This is a genomic window from Streptomyces sp. NPDC002138, assembly GCF_040296485.1.
Lineage (GTDB): Bacteria > Actinomycetota > Actinomycetes > Streptomycetales > Streptomycetaceae > Streptomyces.
Genome location: NZ_JBEOXE010000053.1, coordinates 31,551 through 52,143, shown reverse-complemented (window position 1 = coordinate 52,143; position 20,593 = coordinate 31,551). Strand labels below are relative to the sequence as shown.

16 protein-coding genes and 1 pseudogene are annotated in these 20,593 nt (G+C 73.5%); 9 read left to right on the top strand and 8 right to left on the bottom strand.

The window, feature by feature from the left end:
* The 4 genes from ABT084_RS28420 to ABT084_RS28405 form a co-directional block, all read left to right on the top strand.
* Nucleotides 1-1,518, top strand: a 1,518-nt coding sequence (locus tag ABT084_RS28420; RefSeq protein WP_502969216.1) for an alpha/beta hydrolase family protein, incomplete at its 5' end; no start/stop codon positions are given.
* 213 nt (nt 1,519-1,731) lie between these two features.
* The gene (locus ABT084_RS28415) at nt 1,732-3,942 is read left to right on the top strand and encodes a catalase (RefSeq protein ID WP_351049675.1); all 2,211 of its coding nucleotides are present in this window, start codon (nt 1,732-1,734) and stop codon (nt 3,940-3,942) included.
* Between the two features lie 105 nt (nt 3,943-4,047).
* Nucleotides 4,048-4,209: a hypothetical protein gene (locus tag ABT084_RS28410; RefSeq protein ID WP_053676175.1), complete on the top strand. Its 162-nt coding sequence runs from the start codon at nt 4,048-4,050 to the stop codon at nt 4,207-4,209.
* A 240-nt stretch (nt 4,210-4,449) separates the two neighbouring features.
* Nucleotides 4,450-4,803 carry a PRC-barrel domain-containing protein gene (locus ABT084_RS28405; protein ID WP_351049673.1) on the top strand — a complete coding sequence of 118 codons (354 nt, stop codon included), beginning with the start codon at nt 4,450-4,452 and terminating at the stop codon, nt 4,801-4,803.
* 78 nt (nt 4,804-4,881) lie between these two features.
* On the opposite strand, the pseudogene ABT084_RS28400 reads toward ABT084_RS28405, so the two are convergent.
* A pseudogene (locus tag ABT084_RS28400) lies at nt 4,882-5,046 on the bottom strand (aspartate/glutamate racemase); the annotation flags it as partial.
* A gap of 77 nt (nt 5,047-5,123) precedes the next feature.
* On the bottom strand, nt 5,124-6,110 hold the full coding sequence (locus ABT084_RS28395; RefSeq protein ID WP_351049671.1) for a hypothetical protein: 987 nt from the start codon (nt 6,108-6,110) through the stop codon (nt 5,124-5,126).
* Nucleotides 6,111-6,199: 89 nt separating this feature from the next.
* On the opposite strand from ABT084_RS28395, the gene ABT084_RS28390 reads away from it, so the two are divergent.
* The 3 genes from ABT084_RS28390 to ABT084_RS28380 are packed head-to-tail and all read left to right on the top strand — an operon-like array spanning nt 6,200 to nt 8,609.
* Nucleotides 6,200-6,847, top strand: a complete 648-nt coding sequence (locus tag ABT084_RS28390; protein ID WP_351049669.1) for an ArsR/SmtB family transcription factor — start codon at nt 6,200-6,202, stop codon at nt 6,845-6,847.
* On the top strand, nt 6,844-8,205 hold the full coding sequence (locus tag ABT084_RS28385) for an MFS transporter (protein ID WP_351049667.1): 1,362 nt from the start codon (nt 6,844-6,846) through the stop codon (nt 8,203-8,205). The genes ABT084_RS28390 and ABT084_RS28385 overlap by 4 nt, the downstream gene beginning before the upstream one ends.
* A 17-nt stretch (nt 8,206-8,222) precedes the next feature.
* A complete protein-coding gene (locus ABT084_RS28380; protein WP_351049664.1) occupies nt 8,223-8,609 on the top strand; it encodes a hypothetical protein in 387 nt (128 codons plus the stop codon).
* On the opposite strand, the gene ABT084_RS28375 is transcribed toward ABT084_RS28380, so the two are convergent.
* Entirely contained in the window at nt 8,610-10,262 is a 1,653-nt protein-coding gene (locus ABT084_RS28375) for a CocE/NonD family hydrolase (protein ID WP_351049683.1), read from the bottom strand.
* 295 nt (nt 10,263-10,557) lie between these two features.
* Between ABT084_RS28375 and ABT084_RS28370 the strand changes: the two genes are divergently transcribed.
* Nucleotides 10,558-11,283 carry a TetR/AcrR family transcriptional regulator gene (locus tag ABT084_RS28370; RefSeq protein WP_351049680.1) on the top strand — a complete coding sequence of 242 codons (726 nt, stop codon included), beginning with the start codon at nt 10,558-10,560 and terminating at the stop codon, nt 11,281-11,283.
* Nucleotides 11,284-11,387: 104 nt separating this feature from the next.
* Here ABT084_RS28370 and ABT084_RS28365 read toward each other — a convergent pair whose 3' ends face one another.
* Together ABT084_RS28365 and bla are read right to left on the bottom strand one after the other, a co-directional pair.
* Entirely contained in the window at nt 11,388-12,008 is a 621-nt protein-coding gene (locus ABT084_RS28365) for a GPP34 family phosphoprotein (RefSeq protein ID WP_351049661.1), read from the bottom strand.
* 252 nt (nt 12,009-12,260) lie between these two features.
* Complete coding sequence (gene bla, locus ABT084_RS28360; protein ID WP_351049658.1) at nt 12,261-13,205, bottom strand: class A beta-lactamase; 945 nt, start codon at nt 13,203-13,205, stop codon at nt 12,261-12,263.
* A 222-nt stretch (nt 13,206-13,427) separates the two neighbouring features.
* Between bla and ABT084_RS28355 the strand changes: the two genes are divergently transcribed.
* Nucleotides 13,428-13,628 carry a hypothetical protein gene (locus ABT084_RS28355; RefSeq protein ID WP_351049656.1) on the top strand — a complete coding sequence of 67 codons (201 nt, stop codon included), beginning with the start codon at nt 13,428-13,430 and terminating at the stop codon, nt 13,626-13,628.
* Nucleotides 13,629-13,644: 16 nt separating this feature from the next.
* On the opposite strand, the gene ABT084_RS28350 is transcribed toward ABT084_RS28355, so the two are convergent.
* From ABT084_RS28350 to ABT084_RS28340, 3 genes are all read right to left on the bottom strand, one after another.
* Nucleotides 13,645-15,048: a M1 family metallopeptidase gene (locus ABT084_RS28350; RefSeq protein WP_351049653.1), complete on the bottom strand. Its 1,404-nt coding sequence runs from the start codon at nt 15,046-15,048 to the stop codon at nt 13,645-13,647.
* 36 nt (nt 15,049-15,084) lie between these two features.
* Nucleotides 15,085-19,053 carry a Pls/PosA family non-ribosomal peptide synthetase gene (locus tag ABT084_RS28345; RefSeq protein WP_351049650.1) on the bottom strand — a complete coding sequence of 1,323 codons (3,969 nt, stop codon included), beginning with the start codon at nt 19,051-19,053 and terminating at the stop codon, nt 15,085-15,087.
* A 167-nt stretch (nt 19,054-19,220) separates the two neighbouring features.
* Nucleotides 19,221-20,498 (bottom strand): cation:proton antiporter, encoded by a 1,278-nt coding sequence (locus tag ABT084_RS28340; RefSeq protein WP_351049647.1) that lies wholly within the window; start codon nt 20,496-20,498, stop codon nt 19,221-19,223.
* Nucleotides 20,499-20,593: the final 95 nt, after the last annotated feature.

Below are 20,593 nucleotides of genomic sequence, written 5' to 3'. Positions count from 1 at the left end.
CGCGGACCTCGGCGAGCCGCGGGTGCTTCGCGTCCTCGGCGGCGAGGAACTCCTCCCGGGCCGCGCGCAGCGCCGTGTCCCCGGACAGGTCGGCCGGACGGGGCGCACGCACCCGTCCTGCTGTACCGCGAGGAGGGAGCCGCCTCGCTGCGCGTGTGCGACACGAGCGCGGACGGCCGCTTCGCGCTCGTCCGGCGCGGCCCGCGCGGCCGCCGGGAAGGCTTCGTACTCGACACGCTCTCGGGCCGCACCGCCTTCTCGCTGCACGTCGCCGACGGGGACCCGTGGATCGGCCGGTTCTCCGCCGACGCGCGGACGCTGTGGCTGCGCAGCGACGCGGAGCGGGAGTTCGCGGCCCTCCTGCGCGTCCGGCTGGACGAGGACGGCGCGGGCCGGGGCGTCAGCGTCGCGGCCGAGCGGGCGCAGTCCGCGCTCGACCTGCTGAGCGTGCCCGACCACGGCCGGTGGGCCGTCCTCGCGTGGAACGCGCACGGCGCGACGGAACTGGAGAGCGTGGCCCTGCCCCTCGCCCCCACCGACCCCGACACCGGACCGCGGAACCGCCCGGTCCTGCCCCACGAGGTGGTGACCCGGATCGCGCCCGTGGAGCGCGGCGGACTCTTCGCCGCCCTGTCGGGCTCCCAACGACGGCCGGGGATCTGGGAATGGGACGGGGCCCTCCTGCCCGTACGCACCGGCTGGTCGGCCCGGGACGAGGAAGCGGCCCCGCCCGGCCCCGCGCCCGTACGCCCCGTGCCCCTGCGCTGCCGGGCCCGCGACGGGCTGGTGCTCGGCGGCTGGTACTACCGCGCGCCCGACCGGGACCCGGGCCGGCCCGCCCCGTGCGTCGTCCACCTGCACGGCGGCCCGGAGGAACAGGAACGGCCGGTGTTCAACCCGCTGTACCACGAGCTGCTCGGCCGGGGCCTGGACGTGTTCGCCCCCGACGTCCGCGGGTCCTCCGGCTGGGGGCGGTCCTTCGTGGACGCCGACCTCGGCGCCGGCCGGTTCGCGGCGATCGAGGACGTCGCCGACTGCGCCGCGCACGTCGTCTCGCTCGGGTACGCCGACCCCCTGCGGCTCGGGGTGATGGGGCGCTCGTACGGCGGTTACCTCACCATGGCCTCCCTGGTGTGGCACCCGGACCTCTTCCGTGCGGGGGTCGCGGTCTGCGGGATGTCGGACTTCGCCACCTTCTTCGCCGGTACGGAGCCGTGGATCGCCCAGTCCGCCGCCGCCAAGTACGGCCACCCCGAACACGACCGGGAGCTGCTCCGCGGTCTGTCCCCGATGAGCCGGGTCGACCAGCTGCGCGCTCCGGTCCTGGCCGTCCACGGCGAGCACGACACCAACGTGCCGCCGACGGAGTCGGAGCAGTTCGTCCGCGCGGCGCGCGAGCGCGGGGTGCCGGCGCGACAGCTGACGCTGCGCAACGAAGGACACGAGTTCCTGCGGGCGGACAACCGGCGCCTGTACCGGCGCACCGCGGCGGACTGGCTCGAACAGCACCTCGGCTGAAGCCCGGCCAGGCGATCCTATGCGTCCTATTCACCGAATCGTCCTGAATCACGGGGTTCATTCCCGCGGAGGGGGTAAGCGACGGACACGCCCCGCCGTGAGGCCGATGGGCGACTGCCGTGAGGGCGGGTGAGAAACACCCGGCCCCGTTTGAGAGCGGACGCTCCCCGGTCATGGGTGAAGCGTCCAGTCGATCGTCCCCTGGGAGAAGAGATGACCACGAAGCGCACCAGCGAGGCCTCCGAACCGGCCGGTGGCGGCCTGCCGGGCGAGCCGGCCCGGCCCGCCCAGCCGCTGCCGCCGAAGGCGGATCAGCAGGGCCCCGAGACGGTGAGCCCGACGGGTCAGGCCACGGGAGCGGACCAGGCGCGCCGGGCCCAGAGCGGCGCCTACCTGACCACGGCCCAGGGCGCGCGGCTGTACGACTCCGACCACTCCCTGAAGGCGGGGGCGCGCGGGCCGGTCCTGCTCCAGGACCACCACCTGCGGGAGAAGATCACACACTTCGACCACGAGCGGATTCCGGAGCGGGTGGTGCACGCGCGGGGCGCGGCGGCGCACGGCGTCTTCCAGGGGTACGGCACGGCCGCCGAGGTGTCCAAGGCGGCCTTCCTGGCCAAGGACGTCGAAACGCCGGTGTTCGTGCGGTTCTCCACCGTCCTGGGCTCGCGAGGCTCCGCCGACACGGTCCGCGACACCCGGGGTTTCGCGACGAAGTTCTACACCGAGGAAGGCACCTTCGACCTCGTCGGCAACAACATCCCCGTCTTCTTCATCCAGGACGCCGTCAAGTTCCCCGACATCGTGCACGCGGCCAAACCGCACCCGGACCGCGAGATCCCGCAGGCGCAGAGCGCGCACGACACGTTCTGGGACTTCGTGTCCCTGCACACCGAAGCCACCCACCACACGCTGTGGAACATGTCCGACCGGGGGATCCCGCGGTCCTACCGGATGATGGAGGGCTTCGGGGTCCACACGTTCCGCCTGGTCAACGCGGCCGGGGACACCGTGCTGGTGAAGTTCCACTGGAAGCCGAAGCTGGGCGTGCACTCCCTCGTGTGGGAGGAAGCGCAGCTGATCAACGGGATGGACCCCGACTTCCACCGCCGGGACCTCTCCGACGCCATCGAATCGGGCGCGTTCCCGCAGTGGGAGCTGGGCATCCAGGTCTTCCCCGACACCGAGGACCAGATGTTCGAGGGCATCGACCTCCTCGACCCCACGAAGATGGTCCCGGAAGAGCTGGCGCCGGTGCAGCCCATCGGGCTGATGACCCTGAACGCGAACCCCAGGAACTACTTCGCGGAGACCGAGCAGGTCGCCTTCCACCCCGGCCACCTGGTGCCGGGCATCGACGTCACCGACGACCCGCTGCTCGCCGGGCGGCTGTTCTCCTACCTGGACACCCAGATCAGCCGTCTGGGCGGCCCCAACTTCGGCCAGATCCCCATCAACCGGCCGCACGCTCCCGTCAACGACATGCTCCGCGACGGCATGCACCAGAGCGCCGTGCACACCGGGGTGGCCCCCTACCGCCCCAACAGCCTCGACGGAGGCTGCCCGTTCCTCGCGGGAGCCGACACGAGCGCCTTCATCGAGACGCCCGTCAAGATCCCGGAAGCGAGCAAGGTCCGGGCGGCCCCGGCCTCCTTCTCGGACCACTTCACCCAGGCCCGCCTCTTCTGGCTCAGCATGAGCCCGCCCGAGCGCGAACACATCATCGCCGCCTACACCTTCGAACTGAACAAGTGCCTCGAGCAGGCCGTCAAGGAACGCACCCTGAAGGTCCTGGCGAACATCGACCCCGAGCTGTGCGAGGAGGTCGCCACGGGCCTCGGCCTGCCGGCCCCGCAGGCCACCGTGCCGCTGGTCGGAGCCGATCCCAGCCCGGCCCTCTCGCAGCTGGGCCGCACCTGGCCGACCGACGGCCGCGTGATCGGCATCGTCACCGACGCGAGCGCCCACCTGGACGGCGTACGGACCCTCCGGCAGAAGATCCTGGACGCGGGCATGGTGCCCCTCGTCATCGCCCCGGTCGGCGGCACGCTCGGCCCCGAGGGCGATCCGATCGCGGTGCAGCGCACCTTCGCCACCGCCCGCTCGGTCGAGTTCGACGCCCTCGTGTTCGCGGGCACCCCCGCGGCGGGCGCCGACGCGTACGGGGCGCGCGACGCGAAGGCCGGTACCGCCGTCCCGCCGCAGGGCCCCGACCCCCGCGTCCTCCTGCTGATGACCGAGGCCTACCGGCACGGCAAGGCCATCGGCGCCTGGAACGACGGGCGGCGCCTCATCGAGGCCGCCGGAATCGGCGCGGACGAACCCGGAGTCGCCGTGCACGAGGACGTCACGACGGTCGTGGACGCGGTCACCGCAGCCCTGGGTGAACACCGCGCGTGGGACAGGTTCCCGCCCGCCGCGTGATCCGCGACCGATTCTGCTGCCCGGTTTCGGCGGCGAAAAACAGGCGGGATTCGCACGCATGAGCGGGCCATGGTCGGGCAGAAGTCGCTTCGGAGGTTGATAACTATGGTTCCCCTGCTTCTCGTTCTTCTACTGGCTCTGATTCTCTTCGGCGCGGGTTTCGCGGTGAAGATTCTCTGGTGGGTGGCTATCGCCGTCCTGGTCCTTTGGCTGGTGGGCTTCGTCGCCCGCCCGAAGGGCGGCAGCGGTCGCTGGTATCGCTGGTAGTACAAGCGAGCCGGTAGTACAAGCAAGCTGGTAATACAAGCAAGGTATGGCGGTGGCCCGCGGTTCCCTTCCGTGTCAGCGGAAAGGGAGCCCGAAAGGGAGCCTGAAAAGAATCCGGAAAAGCGAGCTGGGAAATGGACTCGAGAAAGGGAGTTGGGGGCGGAATCCAGTCGATTCCATTCCATTCGATCCCCTCCCGCCTCTCCTGTCCCTTTGATGACCGAAGGAGTTGTTTTTCGCATGACTGAGAACGTGTGGGGCTACCGCGAGACGTCCGGGCACCTGGCCGGTACGGATCTGACGGGCTACAAGGTCGAGGCGACGGACGGTTCCATCGGCAAGGTCGACAAGCACTCGGAGGAGGTCGGCTCCGCGTACATCGTGGTCGACACCGGCCCGTGGATCTTCGGCAAGGAAGTCCTGCTGCCGGCGGGCACGGTCGGCCGCATCGACGCCGAGGAGCGGAAGATCTTCGTCGACCGGACGAAGGAGCAGATCAAGAATGCTCCCGAGTTCGACAAGGACAAGCACCTCGGTGACCTGGACTACCACCGCCAGGTCGGCGGGTACTACGACGGCCCGCACCGCGTGTGACGCCCGCCTGACGCGGGTGGACGCGGACGTGAAGGTGGGCGGGGGCGGCAACCGGTCGGTTGCCGCCCCCGCCCACATTCACCTCCGGGTGTCGCCCCGGTCGGTGAGGCTCGCGTCGACCGCTGCCTCCGCGTGCGGGCGGGTGGTGGGGAAGAGCGGTACGGGGCTGTCCTCGGAGCCGATGAGGAGCTCGATCTCGGTGCACCCCAGGATGACGCCCTCCGCCCCCCGGGCGCCCAGGTCCTGGCAACTCCACTGAGTGCTTGGGGGTATTGGCGCCTCCGACTCATGGAGAACTGAAGGACGGGGCCGCTACCGGGCTATTGGATGTTCAGGTGGAAGGGGTGTGCGGCGTCCGTGGGGCAGGTGAAGACGCGCAGTTCACCGAAGCCGCCGACGCCGAGGCCCGGGGCGTGGCCGCTGTCCAGGGTGAGGAGCAGGTGGTTCCGGGCGCCGCAGACGGGGCAGTCGATCGGTACCAGGTCCGTCTGGTGCCAGCTCGGCCAGCCGCCGGCCTTCCAGCCCTCCTGGCAGGAGAGTTCGCGGTGGTACTCGGCCTCGCGGGCCTCCGCCCAGGCCTCGGCCCGGGTCAGGAGTTCCTCCGGAAGCTCGTCCTGGTCGGGGAGGTCGGTCACGGCCAGGGGGTCGAGTACGCACGGCTGGGGCAGGTACGAGTCCACCGCGTCCACCGGTGCGATGGCCGGGGCCGGGGCCGGGGCCGTGAGCGTCCCCGCGGAGCGGTGGTGGAGCTGGACCGCGGGCCCCCAACCCCCGTAGTGCGGCTGCCCGGGCAGGTCGGTGTGCTGTTGCGGGCACCACAGGATCTGCAGTACGTCCGTGCCCCGCGGCCAGTCGAGCGTCGGTGCGTCCCGCGCGTGGAGCTGGAGGACCGCGACCATCGGCACGCCGGGCACGATCGGGACCGGTACGTGCCGGACCAGCTCCCAGGTGACCATGTCGAGCATGCCGGCGCCGTCCATGATGAGGGCCTGCACTTCGGCCTCCTCGTGGGTGACCTCGTACGCGGAGTCCGGCCTGCCCGCCCGCCTTTCGCGCATGGCGCGGTCGATCTGCCGCAAGGTCTCCCGGTCCGCGGCGGAGAGCTTCTCCCGCACCTCGGCCAGGTGCGGCCCCTCGCACACGGGCCACGGCTCGCCGACCGGCCACCGCAACGGCCCGCCGACATGGCTGTCGAGCGCGGTGGGCCGCCCCGCCGTCGGCCGCAGCAGCGTCGCCTCGCGCACGTACGGCGCCAGCTCCGGTATGTCGGCGAGCAGCGCCTCGACGCGCGCCTTCGTGGTGATCACGGGGGACACGGTACGGGTACGGCGTGGTTCCCAAAGAAATTCTGCAAAAATACTTTTGGAAACCTTCGGAGCGTTCTACTCTCCCGTTCATGATCAGCGAAGAGCGGAAGCGCGTGCTCGATCCCGAGCAGGACGCGGCAGCCCTGAAGGCCCTCACGCACCCCCTGCGCATCCGCCTGCTCGGGATGCTCCGGCAGGACGGACCGGCGACCGCGAGTGAACTCGCGGTCAGGACGGGGGAGTCGTCCGCCTCCACCAGCTATCACCTGCGGGTGCTGGCGAAGTACGCGTTCGTCGCCGAGGCCGAGCATCGCGACGGGCGGGAGCGTCGCTGGCAGGCGGTGCACGCGGCGACCACCTGGAGCGGTGCGGCCATGGAAGACTCACCGGGCAGCCGTGCCTACGTCAGCCTGTCGCGCAGGACCCAGATCGAGCACCTGGCGGCGTCTCTGGCCCGGCACGAGGCCGACCTCGCCGAGGGACGGCTCGGCCGGGAGTGGGTCGAGCCGTCCGGGATCAGCGACTTCATGCCGCGCCTCACCCCCGAGTCCCTCACCGAACTCTGGGAGGTGGTCGGCCGGACCCTGGCCGGGCTCACCGCCCGCGACGCGGCGGATCCGCGCGCCGCGCAGATCGTCCTCCTCACCGCCGGGCTGCCGCTGGCCCCGCGCGACCCCGGGGTGGCGGAAGCGGACGCCCAGGCCCCCGCGGGCGCCGACGCCGGGGGCGCGTCATGACCGGCCCGCTGGACATACGCACCGCACCACGCCAAGACGCCCACACCGCCCGCCCGCTGGACGCGGGCACCGCTCGCCGCCGCTACGTCGCGGTCTGCGCGTGGTTCTGGCTGCCCCTGGGGCTGACCATCGCGCCCCTGATCCTGCTCTTCACCGAGCGCGGAATGGCCATGGCGGGCATCGCCGGCTTCTTCGCCGCGCACTCCCTGACCGCCGCCGCGCTGGAACTGCCCACCGGCGGACTGTCCGACGTCCTCGGACGCCGGGCCGTCCTGGCCTGCGCCGGCGCGCTGAACCTGATCGCCCTCATCCTCCTCGGGCTCGGTACCACCGGCTGGCTGCTCGGGCTAGGCATGGTGCTGATGGGCGCGGGCCGGGCGCTCTCCAGCGGGCCGGCCGAAGCCTGGTACGTCGACACCGTCCACGCAGGCTCCGGGCCCGGTGCCGATCTGCGGACCGGGCTGGCCCGCGGCTCCTCCGCGACCTCCGCCGCGCTCGCGGCGGGCACTCTGCTCGGCGGAGCCGTGCCGTGGCTGATCGGACTCGGCCCCGGTCTCGGTGCCCGGCTGAGCGGGGCGACCTCCGGACTGGTCCTGCCCCTTTCCGTGCCGCTGCTCCTGGGGGCGGCGGTCGAAGCCGCCTTCGTGCTGTACGTGCTGACCGCGCTGCCCGAGCCGCCCCGGCCGGCGGCCGCGCTGGGCGACGTACTCCGCGGCATCCCGGCCACCGTCGCGGGCGGACTGCGCCTGGGCGGGCGCGACGCGCTGGTCCGCAGGGTCCTCCTCAGCACGGGGGCCGTCGGCGGCGCCCTCGCCGCGATCGAACTGCTGACCCCGGGCCGGGCCGCGGCTCTCACGGGTGCGTCGGAGTCGGGCGCGGTGCTCTTCGCCGCGCTCGCGTGCGCGGGCTTCGTGTGCTCCGCCGTCGGCAGCCACCTCGCGCCGCTGACCGCACGCCTCGCGGCCGGCGGCGAGCGGGCCGTCATGGTGAGCCTGGGCGCCGCCGCGGGCGGTCTGCTCCTGCTCGGGGTCACCGCGGCGTTCACGGGGGCGGCGTCCACGGTCCTCGCGGGCGTCGGCTACGGCCTCGTCTACCTGGGGCTCGGCGCCGCGGGACCGAGCGAGAACGACATCCTGCACCGCCGTGTCGAGGGTGCGGGCCGCGCCACCGCGCTGTCCGTACAGTCCCTCGCCCTGCAATTGGCGGGCGCTCTCACCGGTTTGATCATCGGGTTCCTTCCGTCGGATTCCCCTTCCCTGCCCTGGCTGCTGGGAGGTGCCGCACTGCTGGCGGCCGCCCTTCTGTGGATTCGGCGTGGTGACCAACGGACCGGCATCGCCGGATCGGGGCGGCCGTGAGCCGTGACACTGGGGGCATGCGCAAACGATTGGGGGAAGCGGCCCACCCCCTGTGGGCAGGCGTCGTGGCGGCGGTGGTGGCGATGGCCATGTGGGGTGCGTGGCTCGGCTGGGACCAGCACCGCGACGTGCACCCGGACGGTTCGACGACCGGTCCGTACGAGGCGTGGCAGGTCATCGGGCTCGGGCTGACCCTGCTGGCGCCGGTGTACTGGGCGGCCTCCCGGGGGCACGTCGCGGCCGCGGTGCTCGGCACCAGTACCGGGCTGGCCGTGGCCGCCGCCTACGACTGGTCGGACGACTCCAGCGGGCTCTACGTCGTCGGCGTGGGCCTGGTCCTGATCGGGAGCCTGGTGGTGACCGGCCTCGTGTCACTCCTGATCGTCATCTCCGCACGGCGCTGATCACCCGGCGGCCGGGGGCTCCTCGCGGACGGTGGGGAGAACGAGGGCGGACGGGTGGTGGAGCGAGATCTCGGACGGCACGAGCCGGGTGGCCGTCGCGAGGGGTTCGTCCGTGCCGGTGTGGCGGGCGAAGCGGGGGTGCGCGCCGCCGCTGATCTGCAGGCGGATCCGGTGCCCGACGGGGAAGTGGTGGGCGGTGGAACTCATCGCCACCGTGACCGGGGTCATGGCGGTCGCGGACGAGGGGGATTCCGCTGGGGGGCGCAGGCGTCGTATCCCGTCGCAGACGTTGGTCGACCGGCCGTCGGCATCGACGTCGCAGAGCCTGGCGAAGACGTCGGCGTGGCCGGTGTCCACGCTGACGCTCAGCTCCGCGCTGACCGGCCCGAGGAGGTGCACCGGCTCGGTGAGCGGGGCGGTGGTGAAGGTCAGTACGTCCTCCCGCGCTTCCAGGGCGGTGTTGTCCCGGCGACCGGCCTTGGCCGACAGCAGCGGGCCGCCGACCGAGGGGGTCGGGTCCGCGGGGAGGTAACGGAAGGCCCCCAACGGCACCGGGGACGCGTCCCCGCCCCCGGCCCCGCCATCGCCCCCGGCGGCCCGGTCGTCCAGGGTGCCGTCGCCGTCGAGGTACCAGCGCCGGCCCGCCCCCGCCGACGGCCAGTCGGGGAGGTCGCGCCACTCCTCGCTGCCGCCCACGTGCACCCGTACCGGCGTCGTCCGCAGGCCCGACGGGTCCCCGCACAGGTGGGCCCGTAGCCAGGCGAGGCTCTCGGCGAAGACCTCGGGCCAGCCCTGCTGCAGTGCGGAGGTGTGCGTCCAGGGGCCCACGAGCAGGGAGGTCTCGCAGCCGGCGCGCCGCAGCCTGTCGTACTGCTCCAGGTTCTGGTCGAGGAGCACGTCGTGCCAGCCCCCGATCAGACTGGTCGGAACGGCCAGACGGTCGGCGGCGGCTCCCACGTCCGCCCCCCGCCAGTGCGGGTCGGCCGCCTCGGGGTGGGCCATCACCTCGTCCAGGAACGGGACCCGCCCGCCCAGGCCGGGGACGTACGCCTCAGCGAGGGGGAGGGACCGGGTGATCCCGCGGAGGTGGCGCATCAGCCGCACGGTGGCCCCGACGAAGCGCCCCAGCCCCCGGTGCTGGTTCGTCATCCCGACGCCGACGACGAGGGAGTTCTCGAAGGCGAACGCGCCCTCGTTGTGGAAGAGGCGGTGCGGATCGTGGAGGCCGACCTGGACCACCATCGCCCGCAGTTCCGGCGGCGGGTCGAGCGCGAGCGCCCACTGGACGTACCCGAGGTAGCTGGGTCCGATCGTCCCCAGCACACCGGAGAACCAGGACTGGCGGCGCAGCCAGGCGACGGCGGCGTGACCGTCCGCGGCCTCGTTGCGCCACAGGTGGAACGCGCCGCCGGAACCACCGGTCCCGCGGCAGCTCTGCAGGACGACGTGGAAGCCCTGTTCGGCCAGGAGCACGCCGTACATCGGGGCCCAGGGGAAGCCGCGGCCGTACGGAGAACGGATCAGGAGCGTGGGGAAATCGCCGTCGGACACAGGGAAGTAATGATCCGTCAGCAGCGGGCTGCCGTCCGCGGCGGGAACGACGAGATCCGTTTCGCACGCGATGTCGTGGAGCTTCGGAGGCAGGCCCCGCATGGACCGCCTCGCGAACCGCACGGACAGGGGCGGCTTCTTCGCCGACGGGCGGGGTGTGGCGGCGGTGGTGGTCGCGGCGCCGGTGGTGGTCGCGGCCACGGTCGTGTCGGTGGGCGTCTTGGCGGTGGTCACTGTGCCCCGATTCCTGGATTGCTGGATTGCTGGATTGCTGAGTTCCCCGTACTTCTCGTACGTTGTACGAGAATACAGGATGGTTGGATGGGGCAACAGGAGAGAGGGGAGGGCCGCAGTGGCCCGTACAGACGCGTCCGGTGCGTCCGGCCGCGCGGCCGGGGTGGATCCGGAGCTGCTCTGGTCGCAGACCGAAGGCCCGCGACGCGGGCGGCCGCCCGCGCACAGCCGCGCCGAGATCACCGCCGAGGCGGTGGCCATCGCCGACGCCGAAGGGATCGGCGCCGTCACGATGCGCGCCATCGCGTCCCGGATCGGCGCCGGCACGATGTCCCTCTACAGCTATGTCCCCAACAAGGAGACGCTGCTGGAGCTCATGGTCGACCACGTCAGCGGTGACCACCGGCTTCCGCCCGGACCGTCCGGTGACTGGCGCGCCGACCTGCGGCGCCTCGCCCGGGAACAGCGCGCGATCATGCGGCGCCACCCGTGGCTGCCCGCGGCGCTGCACACCCGGCAGACGCTCGGCCCGCGCACGCTGACGGTCCTGGAGTACGCGCTCGGCGCACTGGAAGCGGCGGGCCTGGAGGCCGGGGCAGGGCTGGAGGCGTTCAGCCTGCTCACCGGTTTCGTGGCCGGCCACGTCTCGTACGAACTCGCCCAGGAGCAGGCGACCGTGGCCGCGGGCCGCACCTCCAGCGAACTCCAGGACGCGCAGGCCCGCTACCTGCAGGGCGTGGCCCTCAGCGGCAGGTACCCCAGGCTCGCCGCGGCCCTGGTGTCGGCGTCGGCGTCGGCCCCGGAGGACGCCGGGCCCGACGCCGCTTTCGAGCGCCTCCTCGACCGCATGATCGACGGGCTCACGGCGGGCGGTGCGGCGAGCACGTGACCGGCTGACGCGCCACCGCCACCGCACCCCCCGCCACCGCACCCCCCGCCACCACGGCAACAGCCGCCACCACGGCCACGGCCACCGCGACCGCCCCCGGACCGTCAGCCGCCGCTGCCGCGCCAGATGTTGTCGAAGGCCGCGTCCTCGATGGCCCGGCGCTGCCGTACGGCCGCCAGCTCCACCAGCGCGTCGTTGACGGCGGCCAGTACGGTCGCGACGGCGTCGTCGCTCACGTCCGGCGCGTCGTCCGTCCGCTCGCCGCGGGGCTGCACCCCGACGGCTTCCGCGAGGGTGGCGAGGACGGGGTCGTCCGACGCCCAGCGGTCCCCGGCCCGTCGGCGCGCGGGCGAATCGGCCAGCACCGGCTGACCGGCGCGGAAGGAGATCCCGCGGCGGCGTTCCCGGACGAGCTGCCCCTCCGCTTCGAGTTCGGCCCGGTAGGCCGCGGAGAGGCCGCGGCCCCGGCGCCACAGCCAGTCCGTGACCGACTCGTGGGGCGCCTCCCGGACGAGCGACGAGGCCGCCCCGTCCAACAGGCGGTCGTCGGCCGGGGCGGGCAGGTCACCCGGCACGATGTGATCCCCGTCCAGCGCGATGGCCCGGGAGGCGAGGAGCTCGAGCAGTTCGGCGCCCGCGAGCGCGAGCGACAGCTCGCCCTGTTCGACGGGGCGGCTGGACTTCATGTCCATGGTGACGATCAACAAGTCCCGCGGGGTGGTCATTGAAGGGCGCCTTTCGACGGGGCAGGCAGTTCCTTGGCGATTATGGAGGGACGCGGCGGCACTCGGGGGGTTCCGACCGCTCCCGCCGACTGCCAACGGCGGGAGAGCGAGGGCGGTCTCGTCGACGCCGACCCGGGCCGGCCCCGCCCCGTTCAGCCCAGCCCAACCCAGCCCAACCCAGCCCAACCCAGCCCAACCCAGCCCAACCCAGCCCAACCCAGCCCAATCCAACCCGACCCGGCCCCACCCGGCTCAGCCCAGCGCCGCCGCCAGCAGGGTGGCCGTTTCGGCGATCAGGGCGCTGTCGGCCGGGGCCGCGGGCTCGTGCTTCGTCGTCAGGACGGCCATCACGAGGGGCGGCCGGTGCGGGGGCCGGACGAGGCCCACGTCGTGGCTGGTTCCGTACGCGCCGCTCCCGGTCTTGTCCGCGACGGTCCAGTCGGACGGCAGGCCCGCCCGCAGCTTCGCGGCGCCCGTGGTGTTGGCCAGCAGCCACCCGGTGAGCCGCTCGCGCTGCCGGGCCGGGAGGGCGTCGCCCAGCGCGAGGCGCGCGTAGCTCTGCCCGATGGCGAGGGGGCTGGTCATATCGGTCGTACGCCACGGTTCGGCCGAGTTCAGCTCGGGCTCCCAGCGGTCGAGGCGCGTCGTAGCGTCTCCGATCGAGCGGCAGAACCGGGTGACCGCGGCGGGCCCTCCCAGCTCGCGGAGGAGGAGGTTCGCCGCCGCGTTGTCGCTGTAGCGGATGGCGGCGGCGCAGAGGTCCTCCACCGTCATGCCGGCGGCGAGGTTCTCGGGCGTGCCCGTGATCGGCGCGTACCCCGAGTCGGTGACGTCCTTTCGGGTGTACCGGATGCGCTGGGCCAGGAAGTCCCCGTCGCGGTCGAGGTCGCGCAGCACGGCCGCGACCGCGAGCGTCTTGAAGACCGAGCAGAGGGGGAAGCGCTCGGTGGCGCGGTACCGCACGCTCCGGCCGGTCGCGGTGTCGTGGGCGTAGACCCCCAGGCGGGCGGAGTGCCGCCGTTCCAGGGCCGCCAGCTCACGGGCGAGCGGGGCGCCGCCGCCGCCGGGCGTGGCGGCGTACGCGCTCGCGCTCGTCGCCGGGCCGAGGGCCAGCGCGGCTCCGGCTCCGGTCCCGGCTCCCCACGCGAGCACCCTGCGGCGGGACGGGGTCTTGTCCGAGGTGTCCGAGGTGTTCAAGGTGGTCACTCCTCCAAGGGACGGAACGTCGTCACCCAGGAGGAGTGGATATCCGGAAGGCGTGGTTCCCACCCGGCGCTGGTACAAAGCGGTTGCTCTGGGGGGCGGGCCGGAGTGCCTGCGGGCGATGTGCGGTGGGTGCTCCTTGACTGGGGGCCCGTCCGTTCGCCGGGCGGGGTTGTTCACCCGTGCCCCTTCGTCCGACCTACGAAAGGCCTTTCCGTGCGCTCTGTTTCCGCCGTACTGACCGCCGCCGCCGCGCTCGTCATCGTCCTGGGCGGTGCCTCCGCCGCGGCCGCCGATGTCAATGTGACCGTGCCCGAGGGTGCCTCGTACACCTTCGTCTTCGGCAACTGGGGCCAGTTCGCCGCTGACGACGTCTTCAACGCCGGTCACAACAACACGGTCGGCTCGAACAACTGACCTGAATCCGCCCGGGTCACCGGCCGTGGCTCGCGTGCTCGCCGTTCGTCGGCGGGTACGCGGGCCGCGCCGGCGCCGGTGCCGACGGGCGTCCGGCCGGTACCGGCAGGGGCGGGAGGGACGGCTCGTACAGCCAGGCGGCCAGCAGGTCGTCCACCGGCTCCGTCGCGTAACGGGCCGCGTGGGCGGTGAAAACGGCGGTGCTCACCACGCCGTGGCGATGCGCCGTGGCCCACTCGCGCAGCATCCGGAAGAACGCGAGGTCACCCAGGGCGCAGCGGAGCGCGTGCACGGCGAGACCGCCGCGCTGGTACAGGCGGTCGTCGAACATCAGCTTCCGGCCCGGGTCGGCCAGGGTGAGGTCCTGCGGCTGCGAGGCCAGCAACCGGTGTGCCACGGCGGCCAGTTCGTGTGCGCTGCGGCCGCCGGAGCGCTCCGACCAGAGCCACTCGGCGTACTTCGCGAAGCCCTCGTTCAGCCAGATGTGCCGCCAGTCGGCGATGGTCACGCTGTTGCCGAACCACTGGTGCGCCAGCTCGTGGGCGACCAGGCGCTCCGATCCCCGGGCGCCGTCCACGTGGTTGGCGCCGAACAGGGAGAGGCCCTGGGCCTCCACCGGGACGTCCAGCTCCTCGTCGGCGACGACCACCGCGTATTCGCCGAAGGGATAGGGCCCGAAGAGCTCCTCGAACAGCCGCATCATCTCGGGCTGGCGGGCGAAGTCACGGGAGAACCGCGGCAGCAGGTGCGCCGGGACGTGGGCGCTCTGCGGGACGCCCCCGAGCCCCGGGTCCCCCAGCAGTACCGTCTGGTACATGCCGATGGACAGCCCGACCAGGTAGCTGGACGTGGGCGCGGGCTGCTCGTACACCCACGTGGTCGTGGAGGCCCTGGTCGTCCGGGTGAGCAGCCGGCCGACGGCCACCACGGTGTAGGCGGAGGGGACGTTGACCGAGATCTGGTACGAGGCCTTGTCGGCCGGCCGGTCGTTGCACGGGTACCAGGACGGCGCGCCGACCGGCTGGCTGGCCACGAGAGCGCCGTCGGTCAGCTCCTCCCAGCCGATGCCGCCCCACGGGCTGCGCACCGGCTTGGGGTTGCCCACCCAGTGGACGTCCACCGTGAACGCGGTACCGGCGGGCAGCGGCTTGGCGGGCCGGACGAGGAGCTTGCCGCCCCGGTGCGTGGAGTGCGACGCCCGGCCGTTGACCAGGACCCGCCCTATTTTGAACTCGGCCAGGTTCAGGAAGAACTCGGAGAGCGGAGCCCGCCCGGCGATCGCGCTGATCCGGGCCGTCCCCGCCAGCCGGTTGGGGCGGGGACGGTACTCCAGAGCGAGTTCGTACCGGTGCACGCGGTAGCGGGGGTCACCGTTGGCCGGAAAGTACGGGTCGGATGCCGCTGTCGTCTGGCCACTCATGGACGCTTCCGTTCCCTGCGCTGTGCCCGGGCCCTCTCAGGTCCGCCACGCCTCGATCGGGTTGCCCAGCCAACGGGTGCCGGCGGGGACGGATTCACCGGCCATCACGAGGGAGGCGGGACCCAGTGTGCTGTGGGCGCCGACCGTGCTCCCGGGCAGGACGATTCCGCCCGGGCCCAGGGTGGCGCCCTCATGGAGGACCACAGTATCCGTCCTCAAGATCCGGTCGTGGAAGAGGTGTGTCTGCAACACGCAGCCCCGGTTCACGCTGACCCCGTCACCCAGCGCCACCAGGTCCGTCTCGGGCAGCCAGTAGCTCTCGCACCACACGCCCCGGCCGATCCGCGCACCGAGCCCCCGCAGCCACAGGGCCAGCAGCGGCGTACCGGGTACCGATCCGGCCAGCCAGGGCACGGCCAGCACCTCGACGAACGTGTCGGCCAGTTCGTTGCGCCACACGAAGCCGCTCCACAACGGGTGCTCGCCGGTCCGGTGGCGGCCCACCAGCAGCCACTTCGCGGCCACGGTCACCGCGCCCGCGACGAGGCCCGCGGCGAGCAGGACCGCTCCGGACAGCAGGGCGGCCGCGCCCGCGCCGAGCGCGGTCGAGGTGCTCAGCGCGCAGAGCGCCGCCACGGTCAGGACGGCCAGCGCGGCCGAACAGAACACCGGGAGGAGCCGGCACGTCTCGACCAGGCCGCGCGCCCACAGCAGCCGCGCGGGCGGGTCGTAGGTCCGGCTCTGGTCGGAGTCCGCGGTGGACCGCGGCAGCCGGACCGGCGGCAGACCCAGGTACGAGCTGCCCTTCTTGGCCTTCTTCGGGGTCGCGGACAGCACGCCGACCAGCCCGCCGTCCGGCACCGTACGGCCGGGCGCGGTCATGCCGGAGTTGCCGAGGAACGCCCGGCGGCCGATCGCGGAGTGCCCGATCCGCATCCAGCCGCCGCCCAGCTCGTAGGGGGCGGTCAGGGTGTCGTCGGCGAGGAACGCGCCCTCGCCCACGGTGGTGAGGCTCGGCAGCGCGAGCACGGTGGACACCTCCGCGCCCCGGCCGATCCTCATGCCGAGCAGCCGCAGCCACACCGGGGTGATCAGCCCGGCGTACAGCGGGAAGAGCGTCTCGCGGGACAGGTCCATCAGCTGGGTGACCGTCCAGGCCTGCCAGCCGATCCTGCTGTGTGTCGGGTGGACCCCGGTGCGCAGCCCCAGGCTGAGCAGCCGTACGGAGACCAGCAGGAGCAGCGCGTACGCGCACCCGAAGGCGAGCGCCGCGGGCACCACGGCGAGCAGGGCTCCGCGCAGCGCCTGGCCCGCCTCCGCGTCGGCGGGTACGAACCGGCTCGCCACCAGCAGGGCGGGCAGCGTGGCGAGCACGGGCAGGGCCGTGAGGCAGAACCCGGCCGCCCCGTAGGCGGCGCGCCAGCGGACCGGGCGCGGCGGGCGGTCCCCGGGCCAGTTCCGCTTGGCCTTGCCGAGCTTGACGGCGGGCGCCCCGGCCCACCGCTGGCCGGTGGGAACCTGCCCGGCCACCGCGGAGCCGGGGGCCACCTCCGCCCGCTTGCCGACCCGCGCACCGGGGAAGAGCAGGCTGCGGGTGCCGACCACCGCGCCCGCGCCCACCTTGACCGGGCCGATCTCCAGCCGGTCCCCGTCGAGCCAGTGCCCGCAGAGGTCCACCTCGGACTCGACGGCGCAGCCGCGGCCCAGCTTGAGCATGCCCGTCACCGGGGGCAGCGAGTGCAGGTCCACCTCGGGGCCGACCTTGGCGCCCAGCGCCCGCGCGTACCGCTCCAGCCAGGAACCGCTGAGCGAGGTCGCGCCGGAGTACTCGGCCAGCCGCTCGGCCGTCCACAGCCGCAGGTGCACGCTGCCGCCGCGCGGGTAGCGCCCCGCCTTCACCCCGCGCAGCAGCAGCCGCGCGCCGCCCGCCGAGATCGCGAGCCGGCCCGGCGGGCTGAACAGCAGCACGGCGCCCGCGCCGACCAGCCACCACGAGGCGGTGGGCGCCCACGGATACGGGCCGAACCAGTGCAGCACGTTGCCCAGGGCCAGCACCGGCACGGTCCAGCGCAGCCCGGCCAGGGTGAAGAGCGGCAGCAGCAGGAACCATTGCACCAGCTGGGAGCGGAGCGGGACGGGCGCGACGACGCGGGCCGCGCCGTCGTCCCGTACGGACTTCTCCAGCCGCCGGGCCAGTTTGCGCAGGGTGGGCTGCTGATAGATGTCGAGGACGGCCGCCCGCGGATAGCGGGTGCGCAGCCGGGTGGTGAGCTGGGCGGCGGCGAGGCTGTTGCCGCCGATCGCGAAGAAGTCGTCGGCGCCGCCGGTGACGGCCACGCCGAGGGTCTCGCTCCACTGCTCGGCGAGCCAGGCCTCGGTGCCGTACAGCTGCTCGGTGGGACCGCTGGTCTCCAGGTCGGGCAGCGGCCACGGCAGCGCGTCGCGGTCCACCTTGCCCGAGGTCCGGGTCGGCAACTCCTCGACCGGTGCGAGCAGCGGCACGAGGGCGGCGGGCAGCTCGGCGCGCAGCCGCCGGGTGGCCGCCGCCCGGTCCCAGCCCTCCTGGGTCACGACGTAGCCGACGAGCAGCTGGTTGCCGCTGCGCGCCGTGCGCACGGCGGCCGCCGCTCCGGCCACGCCCGGCAGCGCCTGCAGCGCGGCGTCCACCTCGCCCAGCTCGATCCGGCGGCCGCCGAGCTTGATCTGCTCGTCACCGCGGCCGAGGAAGACCAGCCCCTCCGGTTCGGCGCGGACGAGGTCACCGCTGCGGTACGCCCGCTCCCAGCCGAGGGATTCCAGCGGGGCGTACTTCTCGGCGTCCTTCGCCGGGTCGAGGTAGCGCGCCAGGCCGACGCCGCCGATCACGAGCTGTCCACTGCCGCCCATGGGCACGGGCTCGCCGGACTCGTCGACCACGGCCAGCTCCCAGCCGTTCAGCGGGAGGCCGATCCGGATGGGTTCCGCGCCGGTCAGCAGGGAGGCGCAGGCGACGACGGTGGCCTCGGTGGGTCCGTACGTGTTCCAGACCTCGCGGCCCTCGGTGACCAGGCGCTGGGTCAGCTCGGGCGGGCAGGCCTCCCCGCCGAAGATCAGCAGCCGGACCTCGTCCAGGGTCTCGGGCTCCCAGAGCGCGGCCAGCGTCGGCACGGTGGAGACCACGCTGATCTCCTGCTCCATCAGCCAGGGGCCGAGGTCGGCGCCGCTGCGCACCTGGGAGCGGGGGACGGGCACGAGGCAGGCGCCGTAGCGCCAGGCCAGCCACATCTCCTCGCAGGACGCGTCGAAGGCGACGGACAGCCCGGCCATGACACGGTCGCCGGGGCCGATCGGATCCTCGGTGAGGAACAGCGCGGCTTCCGCGTCGACGAAGGCGGCGGCGCTGCGGTGGCTCACGGCGACGCCCTTGGGCTTGCCGGTGGAGCCGGAGGTGAAGATGATCCACGCGTCCTGCTCGGGGCCGGGCCGCGCGGCGGCGGCCGGGGCGTCCGGCAGGCCGGTGACGTCGATGCGGCGCCCGGCGCCCAGCACCGCCCGCACCCCGGCCTCGCCGAAGACCAGCTCGGCCCGCTCGTCCGGGTCCTCCGCGTCGACCGGCACGTAGGCGGCGCCCGCGGCGAGCACGGCGAGGATGGACACGTACAGCTCGTTCGTCCCGGACGGCACCCGTACGCCGATCCGGTCGCCCAGCCCCACCCCGGCGGCCGCGAGGGCGCGCCGGCGGCGCTCGACCTCGGCGGCCAGCGCCCGGTAGGTCAGCCGGGCGGTGCCGTCGTCCAGGGCGGGCTCGTCGGGATACGCCCGGACGGTGGCCTCGAAGATGTCGACGAGGGTGCGTGCCGGGGCGGGGGGGCCCGCGGAGAACAGGGCGGACTTGCCGGGCTCCCCGTGCCCCCCGTCGCCTCCGTGGCCGCCGGGCCCCTCGTCGTCCCCGTGCCCCTCGCCGTCGTCGAGGGCGGTCCCGTCGGCGAGCAGTGTCAGTTCACCGTGCTCAGGTGTGGCTGCCATCGGCCCTCGCGTCTCGGTCCCGGAAACGTCCGGGTCGCCGGTGGAGCCCAGGTTTGCCAGGGTTGTTCCGGTCCAGCACCAAACAGCCGGTCAGTCTAGTGCCGCGGTCATGGGTTCTCTCGCCGAAGCCGCCCGGGCGGCGCAAAAGGAGCGCTGGACGGCGCCGCCTAGGCCTGGTCCCCGGGCCGGCCGCCCAGGACCAGGTGCAGCAGCGGCCCGGTCATCAGGGTGGTGATCAGCGCCATGAAGACCATCGCGGTGAACGTCCTGGAGTCCAGGACCTCCAGCGAGAGGCCGACGTTCAGGACGACCAGTTCGGTCAGCCCGCGGGTGTTGAGGAGGATGCCGAGGGCGGCCGACTCGCGCGCCGGGGCCCCGGTGAGCCGGGCCGCGCCGAAGGCGCCCGCGAACTTGCCCGCGCAGGCGACCACGACCGCGGCCGCCAGGACGAGCGCGCCCTGGAGGCCGAGCCCCCCGAGGTCCGTCGAGAGACCCGTCACGGTGAAGAAGGCGGGCAGCAGCAGGAGGCTGGTCTGCTCGATGCGCTCGGCGGCCTGCGGCGCGCCCGCGTCGACGTGCCCGCGGGGGACCACCGCGCCGAAGGCGAAGGCACCGAAGACCGCGTGCAGACCCATCGCTTCCGTCGCCCACGCGCTCAGCAGCAGCCCGGTGACCAGGACCGCGTGCGTGAACGGCCCCCCGGCCCGGCGCCGCCCGGGCGCCAGCAGCCACCGCAGGCCCGGCCTGACGGCGTAGAGCAGGGCGCAGAGGAAGACGGCCGCCTCGACGGCCGGCCACACCGGCGACGCCCGGCCGGTGGCCCGTACCAGGGCGACGACCCCCGCGAGGGCGCACCAGGCGAGGACGTCCTGGACGGCGGCGCAGGCGAGCGCCACCGCGCCGAGCCGGCTCCGGTTCAGGCCGCGCTCGTCGATGATCCGGGCCAGCACGGGGAAGGCGGTGACGGACATCGCCACGCCCAGGAAGAGGGCGGAGGCCGGCAGGCCGTGCGGGGCAGGCCGCGCCGTGGTGGAGCGAGCCGCCAGGACCACCGCGAGGCCCGCGCCCAGCAGGAAGGGGAGGGCGAGCGAGCTCAGCGACACGGCCGCCACCTGTCGGCCGGAGCCCCGCAGCCGGGCGGGTTCGACCCGGTAGCCGACGCCGAACATGAAGAGGACGAGGCCCAGTTGGGCGAGGACGGTCAGGAACGGGCGAACGTCCGCGGGGAACAGCCGGTCGCAGAGGCCGCCCGGGAGCAGCCCGAGCAGACTGGGCCCGAGGGCGAGGCCGGCCACGATCTCACCGATCACGGCGGGCTGGCGGACCCGCTGGGCGAGACGGCCGAAGAGGTGGGCGACGGCGAGGACGACCGCCAGCCCGAGCAGCACGCTCGCGGTGACGCCGGAGGTGGCGGGGACGGCGGGGCCCGCTGCCGAGAGTGTCACCACCGCACCTTCCCGGGGTTGGTGACGCCTCTTGTGACGCGTGAGGTGACGCTTGTGACGCGTGAGGTGACGCCTGCGGTCCCGGGTGCCGGGCC

What these genes read in the sequence shown, in the direction of transcription:
- ABT084_RS28415 (WP_351049675.1), top strand. Translation starts at nt 1,732, where the DNA reads ATGACCACGAAGCGCACCAGCGAGGCCTCCGAACCGGCCGGTGGCGGC.
- ABT084_RS28410 (WP_053676175.1), top strand. Translation starts at nt 4,048, where the DNA reads ATGGTTCCCCTGCTTCTCGTTCTTCTACTGGCTCTGATTCTCTTCGGC.
- ABT084_RS28405 (WP_351049673.1), top strand. Translation starts at nt 4,450, where the DNA reads ATGACTGAGAACGTGTGGGGCTACCGCGAGACGTCCGGGCACCTGGCC.
- ABT084_RS28365 (WP_351049661.1), bottom strand. Translation starts at nt 12,008, where the DNA reads ATGACCACCCCGCGGGACTTGTTGATCGTCACCATGGACATGAAGTCC.
- ABT084_RS28390 (WP_351049669.1), top strand. Translation starts at nt 6,200, where the DNA reads ATGATCAGCGAAGAGCGGAAGCGCGTGCTCGATCCCGAGCAGGACGCG.
- ABT084_RS28375 (WP_351049683.1), bottom strand. Translation starts at nt 10,262, where the DNA reads ATGCGGGGCCTGCCTCCGAAGCTCCACGACATCGCGTGCGAAACGGAT.
- ABT084_RS28350 (WP_351049653.1), bottom strand. Translation starts at nt 15,048, where the DNA reads ATGAGTGGCCAGACGACAGCGGCATCCGACCCGTACTTTCCGGCCAAC.
- ABT084_RS28380 (WP_351049664.1), top strand. Translation starts at nt 8,223, where the DNA reads ATGCGCAAACGATTGGGGGAAGCGGCCCACCCCCTGTGGGCAGGCGTC.
- ABT084_RS28385 (WP_351049667.1), top strand. Translation starts at nt 6,844, where the DNA reads ATGACCGGCCCGCTGGACATACGCACCGCACCACGCCAAGACGCCCAC.
- ABT084_RS28345 (WP_351049650.1), bottom strand. Translation starts at nt 19,053, where the DNA reads ATGGCAGCCACACCTGAGCACGGTGAACTGACACTGCTCGCCGACGGG.